Here is a 15,691-nt window from a genome sequence, read left to right as displayed (position 1 = left end):
CTGTCTAACCTCTAGTTTGAGGCTTGCAGGTGTCTACTGGGGCCGGGGCGATTCACTCGCGAATCCAAGGCAACCCATTAAGCTAAAGAGCGCTATTGCCGTCAGGAACAAGCCCAGCAAGAGGTGCGCGAGGAGAAACTGGATGGGCGATTTGGACTTGTATACGACGCGGCCGCGAGTATGTGCCTTCTCTTCTGTCTGGTAGGCAGATATGGTCGCGAGTATCCCTGCGGCTGATGCGAGCAAGGTTCCAAGCCAGCCAAAGTGTATGAGGCTGGATACGGATGCGTAGCAGATCCCCCATGAGATTGCGGCGAGCACGAGAAGAAGCCAAACCGATTTTTTCATGGGAATTGAGAGTGTGTAGGGCGCTACGCGGCAAGTTTTCGCCGGCCCATTCAGCCCGACTTACGCTTCTTGCATGAGGCGCGCGGCCAAGGCGATCGCGCCGGTTAGGCGGATGCACGCCATTCGCGGAATCGCTCAAATAGCACCATCATTGCTCGATGGTTACGGAATCGATATGGGCAGTAGATTTGCCGTAGCTATTCGATTCGCTTTCCGTGACGAGGAAGAAACGAAGCGCTTCCACGTAGTAGCCCGACCGCCGCGGTCGACCGTCGCCAATACAATCGACCGGCCACGCACGGCCCGCAAGCTTGGCATTCAACGTTGCAGCGTCCATGGGTTTTCCGACTCGACAGGTTTCGTCGTCTTTGACCAACCTGCCCAGCCCGGAAATTCTCGAGCTGCTCCGATAGTCGAATGTCGCTCCGTCAGCGAACGTCGTTACCGCCGCGCTGAGTTGCTCGGTAATGCTCCCGCCGCTCTCAGGTGTGTTGGTGATCGTCCTCGATCCAAGTTGCGCAAACCCGCCGACGGAAGCGCTATCGAAGTACAAGGTTGAGTAGGATTCTCGCAGCAACGTTGTACCGTCCGACTGAGGTTGCAATTCGATCACCACTTTGGATGGAGGAAGCTGGGGTGAAGAACTCGACATCGTCTCCACAACGGTAGCTTTTGAAAAGCTTGCGATGCCGGGCAGTGCCCGACCGAATGCGTTCGCTGCGGCCCGTACGTCGTCGGCTATCCTGCCGACTTCGATCGCCGGCATCTCAGGGGTTTCCGGCTTCTTACGGACGACGTCGCCACCGATCGGACCGGCGAAGTGTTCTGGATCGATCGGTGCGCCGCAAACTGCATGTGCAACCTGTGCAATCAGCGAATCGGACTCAATCGATGAGGCGGGCGGAGGCGGATCGAGCAATTTCGTCGCGTCAGTAATATCGCCCGCGGGTGAGAAGTAGTAGCGAATCGGCACTTGCGCATTTCCTGCGCCACAGTCGAGAGCGATCAATTCGCGAATTGAATCGTACGGCGCGCCATAGGGCGGATTGAGTGTGAATTTCGGATAGTCGATGCGCGCCCAAACCATTCTCAGCTTTCCGGAATCGTGCACGCTGCGCGTATCGATCTGAAAAAGCGTATCTCCGTCTCCCCTGCCGACGTTGACGAGACGCTCCCGATGCAGCGGTAATGCGCATATCGCCTTCAGCCTCGCAAGGCCAGGAGGGGACTTAAAGACCGCTCGTTTGTAAGATCTGGACGCGTCCTCGAATAGCCTAAGGAATCTGCCGCTTTGATAGGTATCGGTCAGCAACGTTCGTTCGCGCTGCGCCGCGCAATCGATTTCCTCAAGCGACGTTGCTTGCATCGTATCGTCGCGGACTGCCGCACCACCACGCTCCATGCGATAGACCGGACCTTGCTCTGCGAAGTAGACGTCGTCACCGATACGAATGGCCGACTCGGGCGGGTACGTGAAGGTGGCATCTGTCGGCATCGGCGTCCAGTTCATCGCAGTCGCGTTCCCGGATAAGCCAACAATGACCATCAATAACGGAACCACAGCTATGCGCCAGCGGCGGTGGAAGTCGGGCGTTGAAGTCATATAGTGGTTTTGGGGGTGGTTTGTCCGGTCATGTTCACGACGACGCGCGTACTTCCGATACGCTTTGTTCACATCGTCGAGGAACGATATTTATTCGGTTTTCGGCCAATTCCGTAAAAACTTGATTCTCGGCGCCCGAAGACGCTTGCGAGAGCGAACAAATGCTGATTGCCTTTGGTGGATTACCCGGAACCGGAAAGACAACGGTAGCTCAAGCACCGGCCCGTGAGCTTGCTGCGGAATATCTGCGTACCGAGACATTGGAACGGGCATTCATTTCGTCTGGGAGTAGCAGGAGAGGAGGCAACGGCTAGCTATTGGCCTCGCGGAGCTAGCCAGATAGTTGACCGCCCCGAGCGAACGATCCGAATCGTTACGCGCGGCTGTCCGCTAACGGGAAAGCTGAAGGTCTCTTCAGGGTCGAAATAGGTCCGTCGAGCAACGCACAGTCAGCGACCTAACTTCCGCAACGCGGCAGAATTTGTCGACATCAACCACGAAATGCGGATACAAAGTCCGACAAGCTCTGTTGCCTCGACGCTAGGTCATATTAAATTTTTCTCCCTCGGACAGCAGCGGGGAGATGAACCCAGCCTCGCGCCGGGTTCGCTGCCTATGCGATCACTCAGGCGGGCGTGATCACAAGCCGTTCTTGTTGGACTTCGATCTTGAGTTGCTGATGGGGTTTGAAACCGGCGTGCTCGAGCCATCGCCCGGAAAGTTTGAACCAGAGTATGAGGGGCGGGTGGTTACGGGGCCGAGGCGAGTAGGGTTGCCAGCGACGGGATTGCTGAATCGTGACGCGGCGCTCGGGGAGAGCGGGACGTGAGGTAACATTGGCGTCAGCCATGATCGACTCCTAGAGAGAGTTGATAGTGGTCAGCGGGTCGTGAGTGCTGGTAACACTTGCGGCCCGCGCTGCGTTTACGGCATCAGATGCGTGTGTGCCTCCTGCGTAAGCGGTTGGGTTGAGCGGAAGTCATCGACTCACTGTATGGATAGTCAGTAATCCGATCAACCTATCCGTTAGACAGAGGGAGGGCGATACGGCCGTGTGGCCAGAAGACGAAGAAAGGATGGAGCGCGGCCAAATCGATAGCTTCGATTTGTTGCGACTCTGTGCACTTCTGTGCCGCGTTCTAACAGGGCGCACGTCGAGTAGTAACGGTTTCCCACGGTTGCGTTCGGGACACCGGTACTGACAGGGTTGAGTGCCTCCGGGCTAGGCCGTCCGCCCAGGACGCGCTTTTGGTTACTTTGGGCAAGGACCAAAGTGACCCCGGTCCCGGGGAGGGACGGACTATACGTACCGCCGCGAAATCAAAGTTTTCACAAAAGCCTAAGCGAACGACAAAAACGCCGAAAGGCAAAAACCACCAAGAAACAAACAAAGCGAACGCCTAACCACAAGAAACCAAATCACCCTACCCCAACCCGGCCGCCACACGCCCCATCGCATCAATCCCCAGATCAAACATCCGCGAAAAAAACGGAATCATATTCGGCAACATCAACTGCACGAGCAGCAACCCCACGAGCATGGTCACCGGAAACCCGATCTGAAACACACCGATCTGCGGCGCCGCGCGATTCAAGATCCCAAGCGCCAAGTTGGCGATCAAGAGCGCGGCAACCACCGGTAGTGCAAGCAGCAACCCCGCCGAGAACAACATCCCACCCCACTCGACGAGCGTTCGCCAGCCCGGCGCACCGAGTATGTTGGCCGAGATCGGCACTGACTGGAACGTCGCAACGAGCGCCGCGATCATCTGCAGGTGCCCGTCGAAGGCAAGAAAGGCCAGCATCGCGATCGTGCGCAAGAACATCGAAATCACATCGCTCGCATTGCTCGAACCGGGTTCGAAGAACGTCGCAAACCCGAGCCCCATCTGCATCCCGATGATGCCGCCCGTCGTCTCGACCGCGCCGAACACGACCTGCATCGTCAGCCCCATCGCCGCGCCGATCAGAAACTGATTCACGATGATCCAGATGCCCGGCGCCGAGAACACCGTGGGCGCAGGCAGCGGTCCAATCGTCGGCGCGACGATGATCGTGATGAACGCGGCGAGCCCGACTTTCACGCGCACCGGCACCGAAGCGTGGCCGACCAGCGGCGCCGTGGCCACCAGCGCGAGGATGCGCACGAACGGCCACATGAACGCGGTCATCCACGTGTTCAGTTGCGCATAGGTGACGGTGAACATCGCGGCGCGCGGGAAAGAAGAAGGGCGGGTGGAAGAACGCGGGGCGCGAGCGTCAGCCCGCGAGCTGCGGCACGCTCGTGAGGATGTGGCGCAGATAGTCGAGCATCATCGTCATCATCCACGGCCCCGCGATCACGAGCGTCACCGCCACCGCCAGCAGCTTCGGGATGAACGACAGCGTCGTCTCGTTGATCTGCGTCGCCGCCTGGAACAAGCTCACGACGAGACCCACCACGAGCGCCACCAGCAAGAGCGGCGCGGCAAGCAAGAGCGCGATCATCATCGCCTGATGCGCGAGCGTCATTACGGATTCTGGCGTCATGATTCAAGCCTGCTTCAAAGTGGGATCTGACTAAGCGGTTCCGGCGCCACGCTCGAAAGCGCGGCCATTCAGGTAAAGCTCTGCGCAAGCGAGCCGATCAGCAATTGCCATCCGTCGACGAGCACGAACAGCATGAGCTTGAACGGCAGCGAGAGCGTCACGGGCGACACCATCATCATCCCCATCGACATCAGCACGCTCGCGACCACCATGTCGATGATCAGAAACGGAATGAAGATCGTGAAGCCGATCTGAAAACCGGTCTTGAGCTCGCTCGTCACGAACGACGGCACGAGCAGCGACAGCGGCACGTCGTCGGGCCCCTGCATCGGCGCCGCGTGCGAGATCTTCGCGAAGAGGGCGAGGTCGGACTCGCGCGTCTGGCGCAGCATGAAAGTCTTGAACGGCGCGACGCCGCGCGTCCAAGCCGCATCCATCGGCAGCGTGCCTTCGGAGAACGGCTTGTAGCCGTCGTTGTACGCCTTGTCGAGCACGGGCGACATCACGAACAGCGTCAGGAACATCGCGAGGCCGACGAGCACCTGGTTCGGCGGCGTCGTCGAGAGCCCCATCGCCTGGCGCAACAGCGACAGCACGATGATGATGCGCGTGAAGCTCGTCATCATCAGCACCATCGCCGGCAGGAACGACAGCATCGTGAGCAGCAGCATCGTCTGCACGCTCAGCGAATAGGTCGTGCCGCCGTTCGGTCCCGGGCTCGTGTTGAAGGCGGGCAGGCCCGCGGTCTGCGCGAACGAGAGCGTCGGCAGCGTGCAAAGCAGCGCCGGAAGCAGCACGGGCAGCGCGGCCTTCGTCACTTGCAGGATGCGTTGCGGCAGGGAGGGGGCGCGCGCTTTCAATTGCGCGCCGCGTGTGAGGGTGCGGCTTGACGGCATTTACTTGTCTCCGCTTTCGCGGCGCTGAAAACGTTTGCTCGCTTCGCCTTTCAACGCGGTGCGAAAGCGTTGGCCGAAGGTGCCGGTGAGCGCGGTGTTTAACTCGTACGGGCCGGAACCCGAGCCTGGCAATCCGCTGGCGCTCGAAGAACCTGCCGCGCTTTCGGCGCTTGCCGAGCCGGCCGCCATCGTATGCAGGAGGCGCACGTTGCCGGGCGCGGCGCCCAGCACGAGCCACGTGTCGCCGATCTCGACGACGGCCACGCGCTCCTTGCCGCCGAGCGAGGCGCCCGCGACGACCTTGACGAGTCCGCCGCGACCGCCCGAAGGCTGCAAGCCGAAGCGGCGCGCGAGCCACGCGCAGGCAAACACGAGGCCGATCACGACGACGAGTCCGACGATCGTCTGCAGCACGGCCCCGACGCCCAGCGACGGCACCGCAGTGCCCGCGCCGACGCCGGAAGCGATCTTCGCTGCGTTGTTGACGGCGTTCATGTCGGCGGCGAACGCTGCGCGCGGGGCCAGCGACGTCACCGTGACAAAAAACGCCGGTGATGCCCATCCGCCCAGCGCAGCAAGCGAAAGCCGCTGGCCACGTTGAAGCGCGAATCTCATCGATTGAGCTTCCGGATGCGCTCGGACGGCGTGATGATGTCGGTCAGGCGAATGCCGAACTTGTCGTTGACGACGACGACTTCACCTTGCGCGATGAGGCAGCCGTTCACGAGCACGTCCATCGGTTCGCCGGCGAGGCCGTCGAGCTCGACGACCGAACCCTGCGCCAATTGCAGCAGGTTGCGGATCGCGATCTTCGTGCGGCCGAGCTCCACGGTCATCTGGACCGGGATGTCGAGGATCATGTCGATGTCGTTGCGCGTCGACGCGGGCTCGACCTTCGACAGCGGCTGGAACACGCCGGCCGAAGCCGGGTTCACGGCGCTGTTGTCATTCTGCTCGGCAAGCGCGCTCGCCCAATCGTCCATTCCCGCATCCTCTGTTGCGGCCGCATCGGCGGCTTCCGTCGCTTCGCCGGCCATGGCGGCGATCATTTCAAGGTCCGACTTGCCGGACTCCGGCGTCGCGTTCAGCTCAGTCATATCCACCTTCCTTCATCGATTCGCTGGCGCTGATCATCTTCTGGACCCGCAGCGCGTATTGACCATTGAAAATGCCGTAGCCGCATTCCATCACCGGCACGCCGTCGACCTTCGCGGTGATGTGCTCGGGGATGTCGATCGGCAGCACGTCGTTGACTCTCATGTTGAGAATCTTTTCGAACGTCACGGGGATCTCCGCGAGGTTCGCCGTCAGCTCCACTTCGGCGGCTTGCACCTGCTGCGACAGCACGCGCACCCAGCGGCGGTCCACTTCGAGCGCTTCGCCCTGGATCGGCGAGGAGAGCACGTCGCGGATCGGCTCGATCATCGAGTAGGGCATGCAGATGTGCAGCGTGCCGCCCGTCGGTCCGAACTCGATCGAGAACTGCGTGACGATCACGATTTCGTTCGGCGTCGCGACGTTCGCGAACTGCGTGTGCATCTCCGAGCGCACGAATTCGAACTGCAGCGGGCGCACGCTCTTCCACGACGTCTGGTAGTGCTCGAACACGAGGTTGAGCAGCTTGCTGATGATGCGCTGCTCGGTCTGCGTGAAGTCGCGGCCTTCGACGCGCGTGTGAAAGCGTCCGTCGCCGCCGAACAGGTTGTCGACGACGAAGAACACGAGGTTCGGGTCGAACACGAACAGCGACGTGCCGCGCAGCGGCTTCACGTGCACCAGGTTCAGGTTCGTCGGGATCGGCAGGTTGCGCGTGAACTCGCTGTACTTCTGAACCTTCACGGGGCCGACGGAAATTTCCGCCGTGCGCCGCATGAAGTTGAAGATGCCGACGCGCAACAGCCGCGCGAAGCGGTCGTTGATGATTTCGAGGCCGGGCATCCGGCCGCGCACGATCCGCTCTTGCGTCGCGATGTTGTACGGGCGCACGCCCGAACGGCTGCTGTCGTCGGCAACCGAGTCGGTCTCGCCGGTTACGCCTTTCAGGAGGGCATCGACCTCCTCCTGGGACATGAACTCTTCGTGGCCCATTTCCTAATTCTCGCTAGTGCGTCGTGGCTATCGGATAACGGATTGAAGCGGCGCCGGGTGAATGCGCGGCCGCGTCACTGGACTACGAATTCGGTGAACAGCACGTCTTGCACGTGCGCCGGCTCGCCGCCCGCATCGGTCGGCTTCTCGACGAGCGCCTTCAGCTCGCTGGCGAGCGCGTGCTTGCCGTCGAGCGTCGAGAGGTCGTCAGGCTTCTTGTTCGACAGCGCGAGCAGGATGCGGCTGCGGATTTCCGGCATGTGCTGCGTGAGCTGCTCCTGGACCTTCGGGTCGGTGAGCTTCAGCGACAGGCCGACGCGCAGGTAGTGCATGTTGCCGTCGTCGGACTGGAGGTTCACCGTCATCGGTTCGAGCGCGAAGAAGATCGGCGCGGGCGGCGGCGCGGGCTTCGATTCCGACGCGTGCGGCACGCCGTCTTTGAGCAGGAAGAAGTACATGCCGGCGGCGGCGCCTAAGGCGGCGATGATCGCAATGATCGCGATCACGATGATGCGCTTCATCTTGCCCGGTGCCGGTGCGGCGGCCTGTTGCTGCTGTGCTGCGGTCGTCGTTGCCATGGGTTTGCCTGCTTTTATTCCGTAGTCTGCATTGTTCGGGATGGACGGCCTTGGCGATAGGCCGAAAAGAAGGGGGATTTTGGGTTATCTCATGCGTTTGCTGAATGGTTTCTTCTTTGTCTGCATGACGCGTGTGCTTACCGAATCTCTCGTTTCGGCGTTTTGCTTGGGTTGGCGTTATAGAGTTCGCCAAAAGCAACGAAGGCGCGTCCTGAGCGGATGCGCCTTCGCCCGTGGATGCCCGGCGGCGTCAGACGAACGTGTCCACCAGTCCCACCGTGCGCTGTACGGTGCCCGTTGCTTGCGTTGCGCCGATCAGGGCGTCCGCGTCGCTCGAGCCGCCGCCGCTTCCCCGGCTCGTGCCGCCGGAGCCCTGCTGCTGGAATGCCTGCTGCTGCGCCTGGCCCGCGAAGCCGTTGCTCACGCTCGCGCTGCCCAGGCCGATGCCGTTCTGTTCCATCGCTTCGCGCAGCTTCGGCAGCGCCGCCTGCACGGCGTCGAGGACCTGCGTGTGCTGCGAGACGAATAGCGCGTGAGCGTGGTTGTCGGCGACTTGCAGCACCACTTGCAGCGGGCCCAGATCGGGCGGGTTCAGCGTCAGCTCCGCCGTCTGCTGGTGCGCGTTCGACAGGAACACCACCTTCTGGCTCAACGCGTCTTCCCAGTCGGGCGTGCCGACTTGCGGCGACAGCGATGCCGCCGCCGAGGCGCCCGCCTGCGCGCTGGCGGTCAGTGCCGATGCGTTCGGCGTCACCGACGCCGCCTGCGCCGCTTGAGCAGCCTGTTGCGTGGCAAGCGCCGCGTTCGTTTGATTGGCCGTTGCTTGCAGCGTCGTCGTCGCATCCTGTGCGCCGCTGCCCGACAAGCTGTTCGCCGCCAGCGAATCGACGATCGACGTCGGCGTTTCGGCCGCGATCTGCGCGCTCGCGTGCGCCGCCGTGCCGGAGGCGCCGAATTTGCCCTGCGCCAAGGTTGCCGCGTTCGCCAGAGTCTTCGGCGCGAGCGCCGTGTTCAAGCTGGTCGTCGTGTTCGAGGCGGTCGTTGCGGCCGATTTGCCCAGCGCCCCGGCAGCGGGTGCGGGCGCGTTCGCTGCGCCCGTCACCTGGGCGAGCGCGGCCTCCAGCGCTTGTTGCAGCGTCTTGGCCTTGGTCGAATCGGGGGTGCCCGCTGACGTCGTGCCGCTTACGCCGGTTGCGGACAGGCTGTCAGTCGCGGCGTCCGTTGCCGTTGCGGCGGCGTTCGGGTCGGCGGCGTTCGCCTGGGCTTGCAGTTGCGCCTGCACGGCTGCGGCGGCCGCAGCCGCCTGCGCCGCGGCGTTGCCGGTCGCATTCGCTGCGTTCGCGTTGGCGTCGGCGTTCGAATTCGAATTGCTCGTCTTGCTGGTCGTGCCAGTCGATCCGGTGCCGCTGGCGCTGCTCGTCGCGCTCGTGCTGCTGCCGTTTGCCGACGCTTGCTGCGACTGCGCCTGCGATGCGTTGTTGTTCGGGGCGTTCGCCACGTTCGAGTTGGCGTTGTTCGCGCCATTCGAGTTGTTGGCCGTCGAGCTGTTCGCCGCTTGGCTCGCGCTTTGCGCCGTGTTCGATGCGCCGCTAGTCGAGGACTGTTGCTGCTGCGCCTGGGCGAGCGTCTGCGAGAACGGCGTCGACGATTGCGACGGTTGCGATGCGGATGCGCTCGATGCGTCGGTCGACGTGCCAGTCGCGCCGAACAGCGAGCTAAGGAAGGAGAGCGGAGACGTCATGCGTGGCCTCTCAGGGGCGGTCAGAGGGTGGGGCGTCTAAATACATTCGTGTCTGTTGCGTGCGCTTGAAGCGCGTCACTCGACGCTGTCCGCGCGCATGCGCAGCACCTTCGCCGCATGCTCGTCGGATTCGCGCTGTTCGATTCGCGAGGCCTTCAGCGCCTGCGCGGCTTCGCCGCGCGCCTGCAGGATTTCGTATGAGCCGAGCTTGCGCTTTTGCTGCTGCCATTCGGGCTTCGCCGCCTCGACGCGCGCGGTGGCGCTGGCGAGCAGGCGGCGCTGCTGGTCGATCGCGGCGTCGAGCGTGTCGATGAACGCCTGGAAGTTCCGCCAGTTGCCCGCGGGCATGCCCGTTTGCGCGGTCTGCGTGAAGCGCGCGTGGTACTCGTCCCGGTATTGCACGAGTGCGTTGAGCTGCGTTTCGACGTCCGTGCGCTCGCGCTGCACGCGGCCCAGATGCTTGGTCGCGACATCGAGATCGTCCTGTGCCAGATCGATCAGCGTTTGAATCGGAAAGTGCTTGGACATAGGCAGTCAGCCTCCCTATTGCAATAACGCGTCGAGCGCGGTCACGCTCGGCTCGAACTCAGCGCATTCGCGGAAATGCTGTTGCAGGAACGCCTCGATGCGCGGATACAGCGCGATCGCACGGTCGAGCAACGCGTCGCGCCCGCTGGAATAGGCGCCGACGTTGATGAGGTCGCGGTTGCGCTGGTAGCGCGACAGCATCTGTTTGAAGAGCCGCACCCGGTCGAGGTGGCGGTCGCCGATCAGCGAGGTCATCGCGCGGCTGATCGACGCTTCGATGTCGATCGCCGGATAGTGGCCGGCTTCCGCGAGCACGCGCGACAGCACGATATGGCCGTCGAGAATCGCGCGCGCCGAATCGGCGATCGGGTCTTGCTGGTCGTCGCCTTCGGTGAGCACGGTGTAGAACGCGGTGATCGAGCCGCCGCCTTCCGGCCCGTTGCCGGTGCGCTCGACGAGCGCGGGCAGCTTCGCGAACACCGAGGGCGGATAGCCCTTCGTCGCGGGCGGCTCGCCGATCGCGAGCGCGATCTCGCGCTGCGCCATCGCGTAGCGCGTGAGCGAATCCATGAGCAGCAGCACGTGCTTGCCCTGGTCGCGGAAAAATTCGGCGAGCGTGGTCGCGTAGGCGGCACCCTGCATGCGCAGGAGCGGCGAGACGTCGGCGGGGGCGGCGACGACTACCGAGCGCGCCAGACCGTCTTCCCCGAGGATCTGCTCGATGAACTCCTTCACTTCGCGGCCCCGTTCGCCGATCAGGCCGATCACGATCACTTCGGCGCTCGTGTAGCGCGCCATCGTGCCGAGCAGCACCGATTTGCCGACGCCCGAGCCCGCGAACAGGCCCATGCGCTGACCGCGTCCGACTGTGAGCAGCGCGTTGATCGCGCGCACGCCGACATCGAGCACTTTGTGGATCGGCTCGCGGTTGAGCGGGTTGATCGACGGCGCCGACAAAGGCGCATCGCTCGCATGGCCGAGCGGGCCCAGCCCGTCGAGCTGACGGCCCGACGCATCGACGACGCGGCCCAGCATCTCCCAGCCCACCGGCAGGCGCTTCGCGCCCGCGAGCGGATCGGCGATCGGCGCGTTTTCGAGCGGATAGACGCGCGCGCCGGGCAAGAGACCGGCGACTTCGGTCGTCGGCATCAGGAACAGGCGCTCGCCCGAGAAGCCGACCACTTCGGCTTCGGCCATCGTGCGCGTGCTGCCCGCGGGCAGCTCGATCATCACTTCGGCGCCGACCGAGAGCCGCAGGCCGACCGCTTCGAGCACGAGGCCCGCGGCGCGCGTGAGGCGGCCGCACGCGCGCATCGGCCGCGCGAGCGCGTTGCGGTTGCGCGCGGCGTTGAGGCGCGCGCGCCAGGCGTTCAGATGGGGGTTGTCGGGGGAAACGGTGGGCTTGGTGGCAGCTTGCGACGGGGCGGAGGGTTGCGGTGCGTCGGCGCCGAATTCAAGCGCGTTCGCCGCAGCGCCGAACGGCTGCAGCTCGGGCGGCGCGACGATGCCGGCCGTGGCGCCTCCCGCCAATCCCGCCAGATCGTCGAAACCGATATGCAGGTGAGGCGTCGAAAACTCGTCGAGCGAGGGCGCGATCAGATCGGCCGGCAACGGCACGGCCGGCGTTCCGTCCGGCAGCGTGCCGAACGAAGCGAGCGCCAATTCCTGTTCGAGCGGCGAGAGGCCGCTATGGAGGATCTCGTCGACGGTCGGCTTCACCATGTGTTCACCTTGCCGAGTGCCGCGGCGACGCGCTCCCAGCGCGTCTTGAGCGTCGCGTCGACTTCGCCGCTCGCGGCCTGCGCGCGGCAGCCGCCGCGCTCGACGGTCGAATCGGTGCGAACGTGCCAGCCGCCGCGCTTCAGTTCTTCCTGCAGGTAAGCCTCGATGATCGGCAAGTCGGCCGGATGCACGATCAATGTCGGCGCGCCCGTCAGCGCGGGCTCGGCGGCGAGCACTTCGCGCGCGGCGTCGAGCAGCGCGGCCGGATCGTGCGTCACGTGATGGCGCACGGCTTGTTGCGCGATGTCGAGCGCGAGCTCGACCAGGTTTTCCGCGAGATGCGCTTCGACGCCCGTGAGCGCCGACTTGAAAGCCTGTGCAATGCTGGCGAGCTTGGCGGCCTCGGCCAATGCTTCGGCGCGGCCTTTCTCGAAGCCCTGCGCATAGCCTTGGTCGAAGCCCGCCTGATAGCCGAGGGCCTGGCCCGCGACGTGGCCCGAAGCGACGCCCTGCGCGTGCGCGGCATCGCGCAGCCGCTGCAGCTCGGCTTCGAACGCGCCCTCGTCGATCGGCTCGTCGGGCGGGGGCGGAGCCGGGTCGAACGAGGCCATCTCCCAGCGTTGGTACGCCGAGAGTGTCTCCTTCGAGGGGCCGCCGCCACCGGTATCAGACATATGCATCTTCTGCCTTGCCGCCGAGGACTATCTGACCGCTCTCGGCGAGGTTGCGCACGATCTGCAGGATGCGGCGCTGCTGCGTCTCGACTTCCGACACGCGCACCGGTCCGCGCGAATCGAGGTCTTCGGCGAGCAGTTCGGCCGCGCGCTGCGACATGTTCGACAGGAACTTCTGGCGCAGCGCAGGCGGTGCGCCCTTGAGCGAAATGATCAGCGCTTCCGACTCCACTTCCTTGAGCAGCAGCTGGATTGCGCGGTCTTCCAGGTCGAGCAGGTTCTCGAACACGAACATCTGGTCGATGATCTTCTGCGCGAGGTCCGCGTCGTACTGGCGGACGTTCTCGAGCACCGATTCTTCGAACGTGCTCGACATGTAGTTGAGGATTTCGGCCGCCGTGCGGATGCCGCCCATCGGGCTGCGCTTCAAGTTGTCGCTGCCGGAGAGGAGGCCCGTGAGCACATCGTCGAGTTCGCGCAGCGCGGCGGGCTGGATGCCGTCGAGCGTCGCGATCCGCAGCAGCACGTCGTTGCGCAGACGCTCGGTGAAGCATTCGGTGATTTCCGACGCCTGGTCGCGGTCCAGGTGCACGAGGATCGTCGCAATGATCTGCGGGTGCTCGTTCTTGATGAGCTCGGCGACCGCCGCCGAATCCATCCACTTGAGCCCTTCGATGCCGCTCGTGTCGCTGCCTTGCAGGATGCGGTCGATCAGCACGCCCGCCTTGTCCTCGCCGAGCGCCTTCGTGAGCACCGAGCGGATGTAGTCGCTCGAATCGAGCGAGAGCGCCGTGTGCTTTTCGGCTTCCTTCACGAAATCCTGCAGCACGTCCTCGACCTGATCGCGCGTGACGTTCTTGAGCGCGGCCATTGCCGCGCCGATCTTCTGCACTTCGCGCGGGCCGAGGAATTTGAATACTTCCGCGGCTTCTTCTTCGCCGATCGACATCAGCAAGAGCGCGCTTTTGGTCAGTCCTTCCGTATTCATTCAGCCACCCAATTCTTGACGACCGTCGCCACGATCTTCGGGTCTTGGCGCGCAATCGTGCGCGCGTAGTCCAGGTTCCGTTCGAATTTGTGCTTCTCGTTCTCGAACGAGAGCAGGTTCACGCTGACGCCGTCGTCGTCGGTGGCGGCCTTGTCCGCGCCTTCCGCCGGGACGCCGTCGAGCAGGATCGGCTCGCCTGCCGCGCCGATCGCCACGGCCGCCGCGCCCGGCTCGGCCGCCGCCGGAGGCGGCGGGAACGCGCGGCGCAGCGCCGGCTTCACCATCACGAAGTAGAGGAACAGCGCCACCGCGCCGATGCCGAGCCACGTCGCGATCTGCTTGTAGAGCGCGAGCATGTCGGGCGTGCGCCACCACGGGATGTTCGCGAACGGGTCGTCGATCTTGGTGAACGCGCTGTTGACGACGTTGACCGAGTCGCCGCGCTGCGCGTCGTAGCCCATCGCGTCCTTGACGAGCTGGTCGACCTTGGTGAGCAGATCGGCCGGCACGGGCTGCATCGTCACGTGGCCCTTCGCGTCGGTGATCGGCATGTTGTTGATGACCACCGCCACCGACAGTCGCTTGATGTCGCCGACCGCGCCTTCGGAGTGGCGGACCGTCTTATTGAGCTCGTAGTTGGTCGTCGAATCCTTGTGCTCGGAGATCGGCGTCGACGAGCTCCCGCCCGCGCCGCTCGCGGGCGCATCGATCGGCGCGGAAGCGGGCTGCGGCGGCGTGTTCGACAGCGCGCCCGGCACGCCTTGCGCGGCGCCGGTCGACGATTCGGTCGACGAGCTCGTTTGCTGGCTGCGGATCGAGCTCTGCGTCGGGGTGGCGTTCGGGCCGTACAGCTCGGCGGTCTGCTCGTTCTTCGAGAAGTCGATGTCGGCGCTGACCGTCGAGTGCGCGTTGCCGGCGCCGAAGAGCGGCGCGAGGATCGCGTCGATGCGCTGCTGCGTGTCGTGCTCGATCTGGCGCTGGTACTTGAGCTGCGTCGGGTCGAGGCCGGCGCTCGACGACGATTGCGTGAGCAGGTTGCCGTCCTGGTCGACGATCGTGACGTTCTTGACCGGCATGTCGGGCACCGCGGACGCCACCATATGCGTGACCGCGATCACCTGGCCTTCGTCGAGCGCGCGGCCCGGATACAGATTGACGAGCACCGACGCCGACGGCGCTTCCTTGTCGCGCACGAACACGGACGGCTTCGGAATCGCGAGATGCACGCGGGCTTCGCGCACGGTCGAGATCGATTCGATGGTCTTTTCGAGCTCGCCTTCGAGCGCGCGCTGGTAATTGACCTGCTCGGCGAACTGGCTGATGCCGAACTTCTGGTTGTCCATCAGTTCGAAGCCGACCGAGCCGCCCTTCGGCAGCCCCTGGGCGGCGAGGCGCAGGCGCATTTCGTGAACTTGGTCGGACGGCACGAGGATCGCGCCGCCGCCTTCGGCGAACTTGTAGGGGATGTTGGCCTGCTGGAGCGAGGTGATGATCGCGCCGCCGTCGCGGTCAGAGAGGTTGCTGAAAAGCACCTTGTAGTCCGGCGTGCGCGACCAGAGCACGAGCGCGGCGACGACGGCCACGAGCACCGCGACCGCGATGATCAGCGGCGCGCGCGGGTTGCCGCGCATCTGCGAGAGCGTCGACAGGCGCTGCGCGAAACCGTTGCCGCCGCCGAGGTCCGCTGCGCCGACGCCGCCGGGCAGCGCGCCCGCACCTGCAGCGGCAGGTTGCGCGCCCGTCAGGCCCATGCGGGTGTCGGGGTTGATCAAAGAGTTGGCCTGCGAATCCATGCGTCTGGGTTCTCCGGAATGCGGGGAGGTCCTGTTGGGGAGGCGCTTTGACGCCCACTTACGGACACTTTCACGAAGGGGATTATCCGCAGGGGCCCGCAACTTCATTGGTTGAATAGAGGAGGGTTTTCCCCCTACTTTCACGGCTTTCGCCAAACGGCCGCTGCTATGCTCGCTGCTATGTTGATCACTGGCCCATCCGG

At 64.1% G+C, this 15,691-nt stretch carries 16 protein-coding genes; 1 reads left to right on the top strand and 15 read right to left on the bottom strand.

Annotation, left to right across the window (positions count from 1 at the left end):
* Window positions 1-496 precede the first annotated feature (496 nt).
* Entirely contained in the window at window positions 497-1,858 is a 1,362-nt protein-coding gene (locus AAHK20_RS32905; RefSeq protein WP_449185693.1) for a surface-adhesin E family protein, read from the bottom strand.
* A gap of 254 nt (window positions 1,859-2,112) precedes the next feature.
* Between AAHK20_RS32905 and AAHK20_RS32900 the strand changes: the two genes are divergently transcribed.
* Window positions 2,113-2,265 (top strand): AAA family ATPase, encoded by a 153-nt coding sequence (locus AAHK20_RS32900; RefSeq protein WP_449185692.1) that lies wholly within the window; start codon window positions 2,113-2,115, stop codon window positions 2,263-2,265.
* 311 nt (window positions 2,266-2,576) lie between these two features.
* Here the strand turns inward: AAHK20_RS32900 and AAHK20_RS32895 are convergent, their stop codons facing one another.
* The 14 genes from AAHK20_RS32895 to fliF all read right to left on the bottom strand — a co-directional run bounded on the left by AAHK20_RS32895 (window position 2,577) and on the right by fliF (window position 15,488).
* On the bottom strand, window positions 2,577-2,801 hold the full coding sequence (locus tag AAHK20_RS32895; RefSeq protein WP_449185691.1) for a SymE family type I addiction module toxin: 225 nt from the start codon (window positions 2,799-2,801) through the stop codon (window positions 2,577-2,579).
* Between the two features lie 574 nt (window positions 2,802-3,375).
* Window positions 3,376-4,158: a flagellar biosynthetic protein FliR gene (gene fliR, locus AAHK20_RS32890; protein WP_449185690.1), complete on the bottom strand. Its 783-nt coding sequence runs from the start codon at window positions 4,156-4,158 to the stop codon at window positions 3,376-3,378.
* Window positions 4,159-4,210: 52 nt separating this feature from the next.
* The gene (gene fliQ, locus AAHK20_RS32885) at window positions 4,211-4,480 is read right to left on the bottom strand and encodes a flagellar biosynthesis protein FliQ (RefSeq protein ID WP_449185689.1); all 270 of its coding nucleotides are present in this window, start codon (window positions 4,478-4,480) and stop codon (window positions 4,211-4,213) included.
* Window positions 4,481-4,548: 68 nt separating this feature from the next.
* Entirely contained in the window at window positions 4,549-5,376 is an 828-nt protein-coding gene (fliP, locus tag AAHK20_RS32880; RefSeq protein WP_449185688.1) for a flagellar type III secretion system pore protein FliP, read from the bottom strand.
* Window positions 5,377-5,991 carry a flagellar biosynthetic protein FliO gene (gene fliO / locus AAHK20_RS32875; protein ID WP_449185687.1) on the bottom strand — a complete coding sequence of 205 codons (615 nt, stop codon included), beginning with the start codon at window positions 5,989-5,991 and terminating at the stop codon, window positions 5,377-5,379.
* Window positions 5,988-6,473, bottom strand: a complete 486-nt coding sequence (gene fliN, locus AAHK20_RS32870; RefSeq protein WP_449185686.1) for a flagellar motor switch protein FliN — start codon at window positions 6,471-6,473, stop codon at window positions 5,988-5,990. Before fliN ends, fliO begins: the two co-directional genes overlap by 4 nt.
* On the bottom strand, window positions 6,466-7,464 hold the full coding sequence (gene fliM / locus AAHK20_RS32865) for a flagellar motor switch protein FliM (protein WP_137330652.1): 999 nt from the start codon (window positions 7,462-7,464) through the stop codon (window positions 6,466-6,468). The genes fliN and fliM overlap by 8 nt, the downstream gene beginning before the upstream one ends.
* Window positions 7,465-7,538: 74 nt before the next feature.
* Window positions 7,539-8,042, bottom strand: a complete 504-nt coding sequence (gene fliL, locus AAHK20_RS32860; protein ID WP_449185685.1) for a flagellar basal body-associated protein FliL — start codon at window positions 8,040-8,042, stop codon at window positions 7,539-7,541.
* Window positions 8,043-8,292: 250 nt separating this feature from the next.
* Window positions 8,293-9,783: a flagellar hook-length control protein FliK gene (locus AAHK20_RS32855; protein WP_449185684.1), complete on the bottom strand. Its 1,491-nt coding sequence runs from the start codon at window positions 9,781-9,783 to the stop codon at window positions 8,293-8,295.
* A 75-nt stretch (window positions 9,784-9,858) separates the two neighbouring features.
* Complete coding sequence (gene fliJ / locus AAHK20_RS32850; RefSeq protein WP_449185683.1) at window positions 9,859-10,311, bottom strand: flagellar export protein FliJ; 453 nt, start codon at window positions 10,309-10,311, stop codon at window positions 9,859-9,861.
* A 15-nt stretch (window positions 10,312-10,326) separates the two neighbouring features.
* Window positions 10,327-12,033 (bottom strand): flagellar protein export ATPase FliI, encoded by a 1,707-nt coding sequence (gene fliI, locus AAHK20_RS32845; protein ID WP_449185682.1) that lies wholly within the window; start codon window positions 12,031-12,033, stop codon window positions 10,327-10,329.
* Window positions 12,027-12,713, bottom strand: a complete 687-nt coding sequence (fliH, locus tag AAHK20_RS32840; RefSeq protein ID WP_449185681.1) for a flagellar assembly protein FliH — start codon at window positions 12,711-12,713, stop codon at window positions 12,027-12,029. The genes fliI and fliH overlap by 7 nt, the downstream gene beginning before the upstream one ends.
* Complete coding sequence (gene fliG, locus AAHK20_RS32835) at window positions 12,700-13,695, bottom strand: flagellar motor switch protein FliG (protein ID WP_449185680.1); 996 nt, start codon at window positions 13,693-13,695, stop codon at window positions 12,700-12,702. The genes fliH and fliG overlap by 14 nt, the downstream gene beginning before the upstream one ends.
* The gene (gene fliF / locus AAHK20_RS32830) at window positions 13,692-15,488 is read right to left on the bottom strand and encodes a flagellar basal-body MS-ring/collar protein FliF (RefSeq protein ID WP_449185679.1); all 1,797 of its coding nucleotides are present in this window, start codon (window positions 15,486-15,488) and stop codon (window positions 13,692-13,694) included. Before fliF ends, fliG begins: the two co-directional genes overlap by 4 nt.
* Window positions 15,489-15,691 lie beyond the last annotated feature (203 nt).

This window comes from Trinickia camelliae, assembly GCF_053525655.1.
Note: the sequence above shows the minus strand (reverse complement) of the source record. Positions and strands in the feature narration are given on the sequence as shown.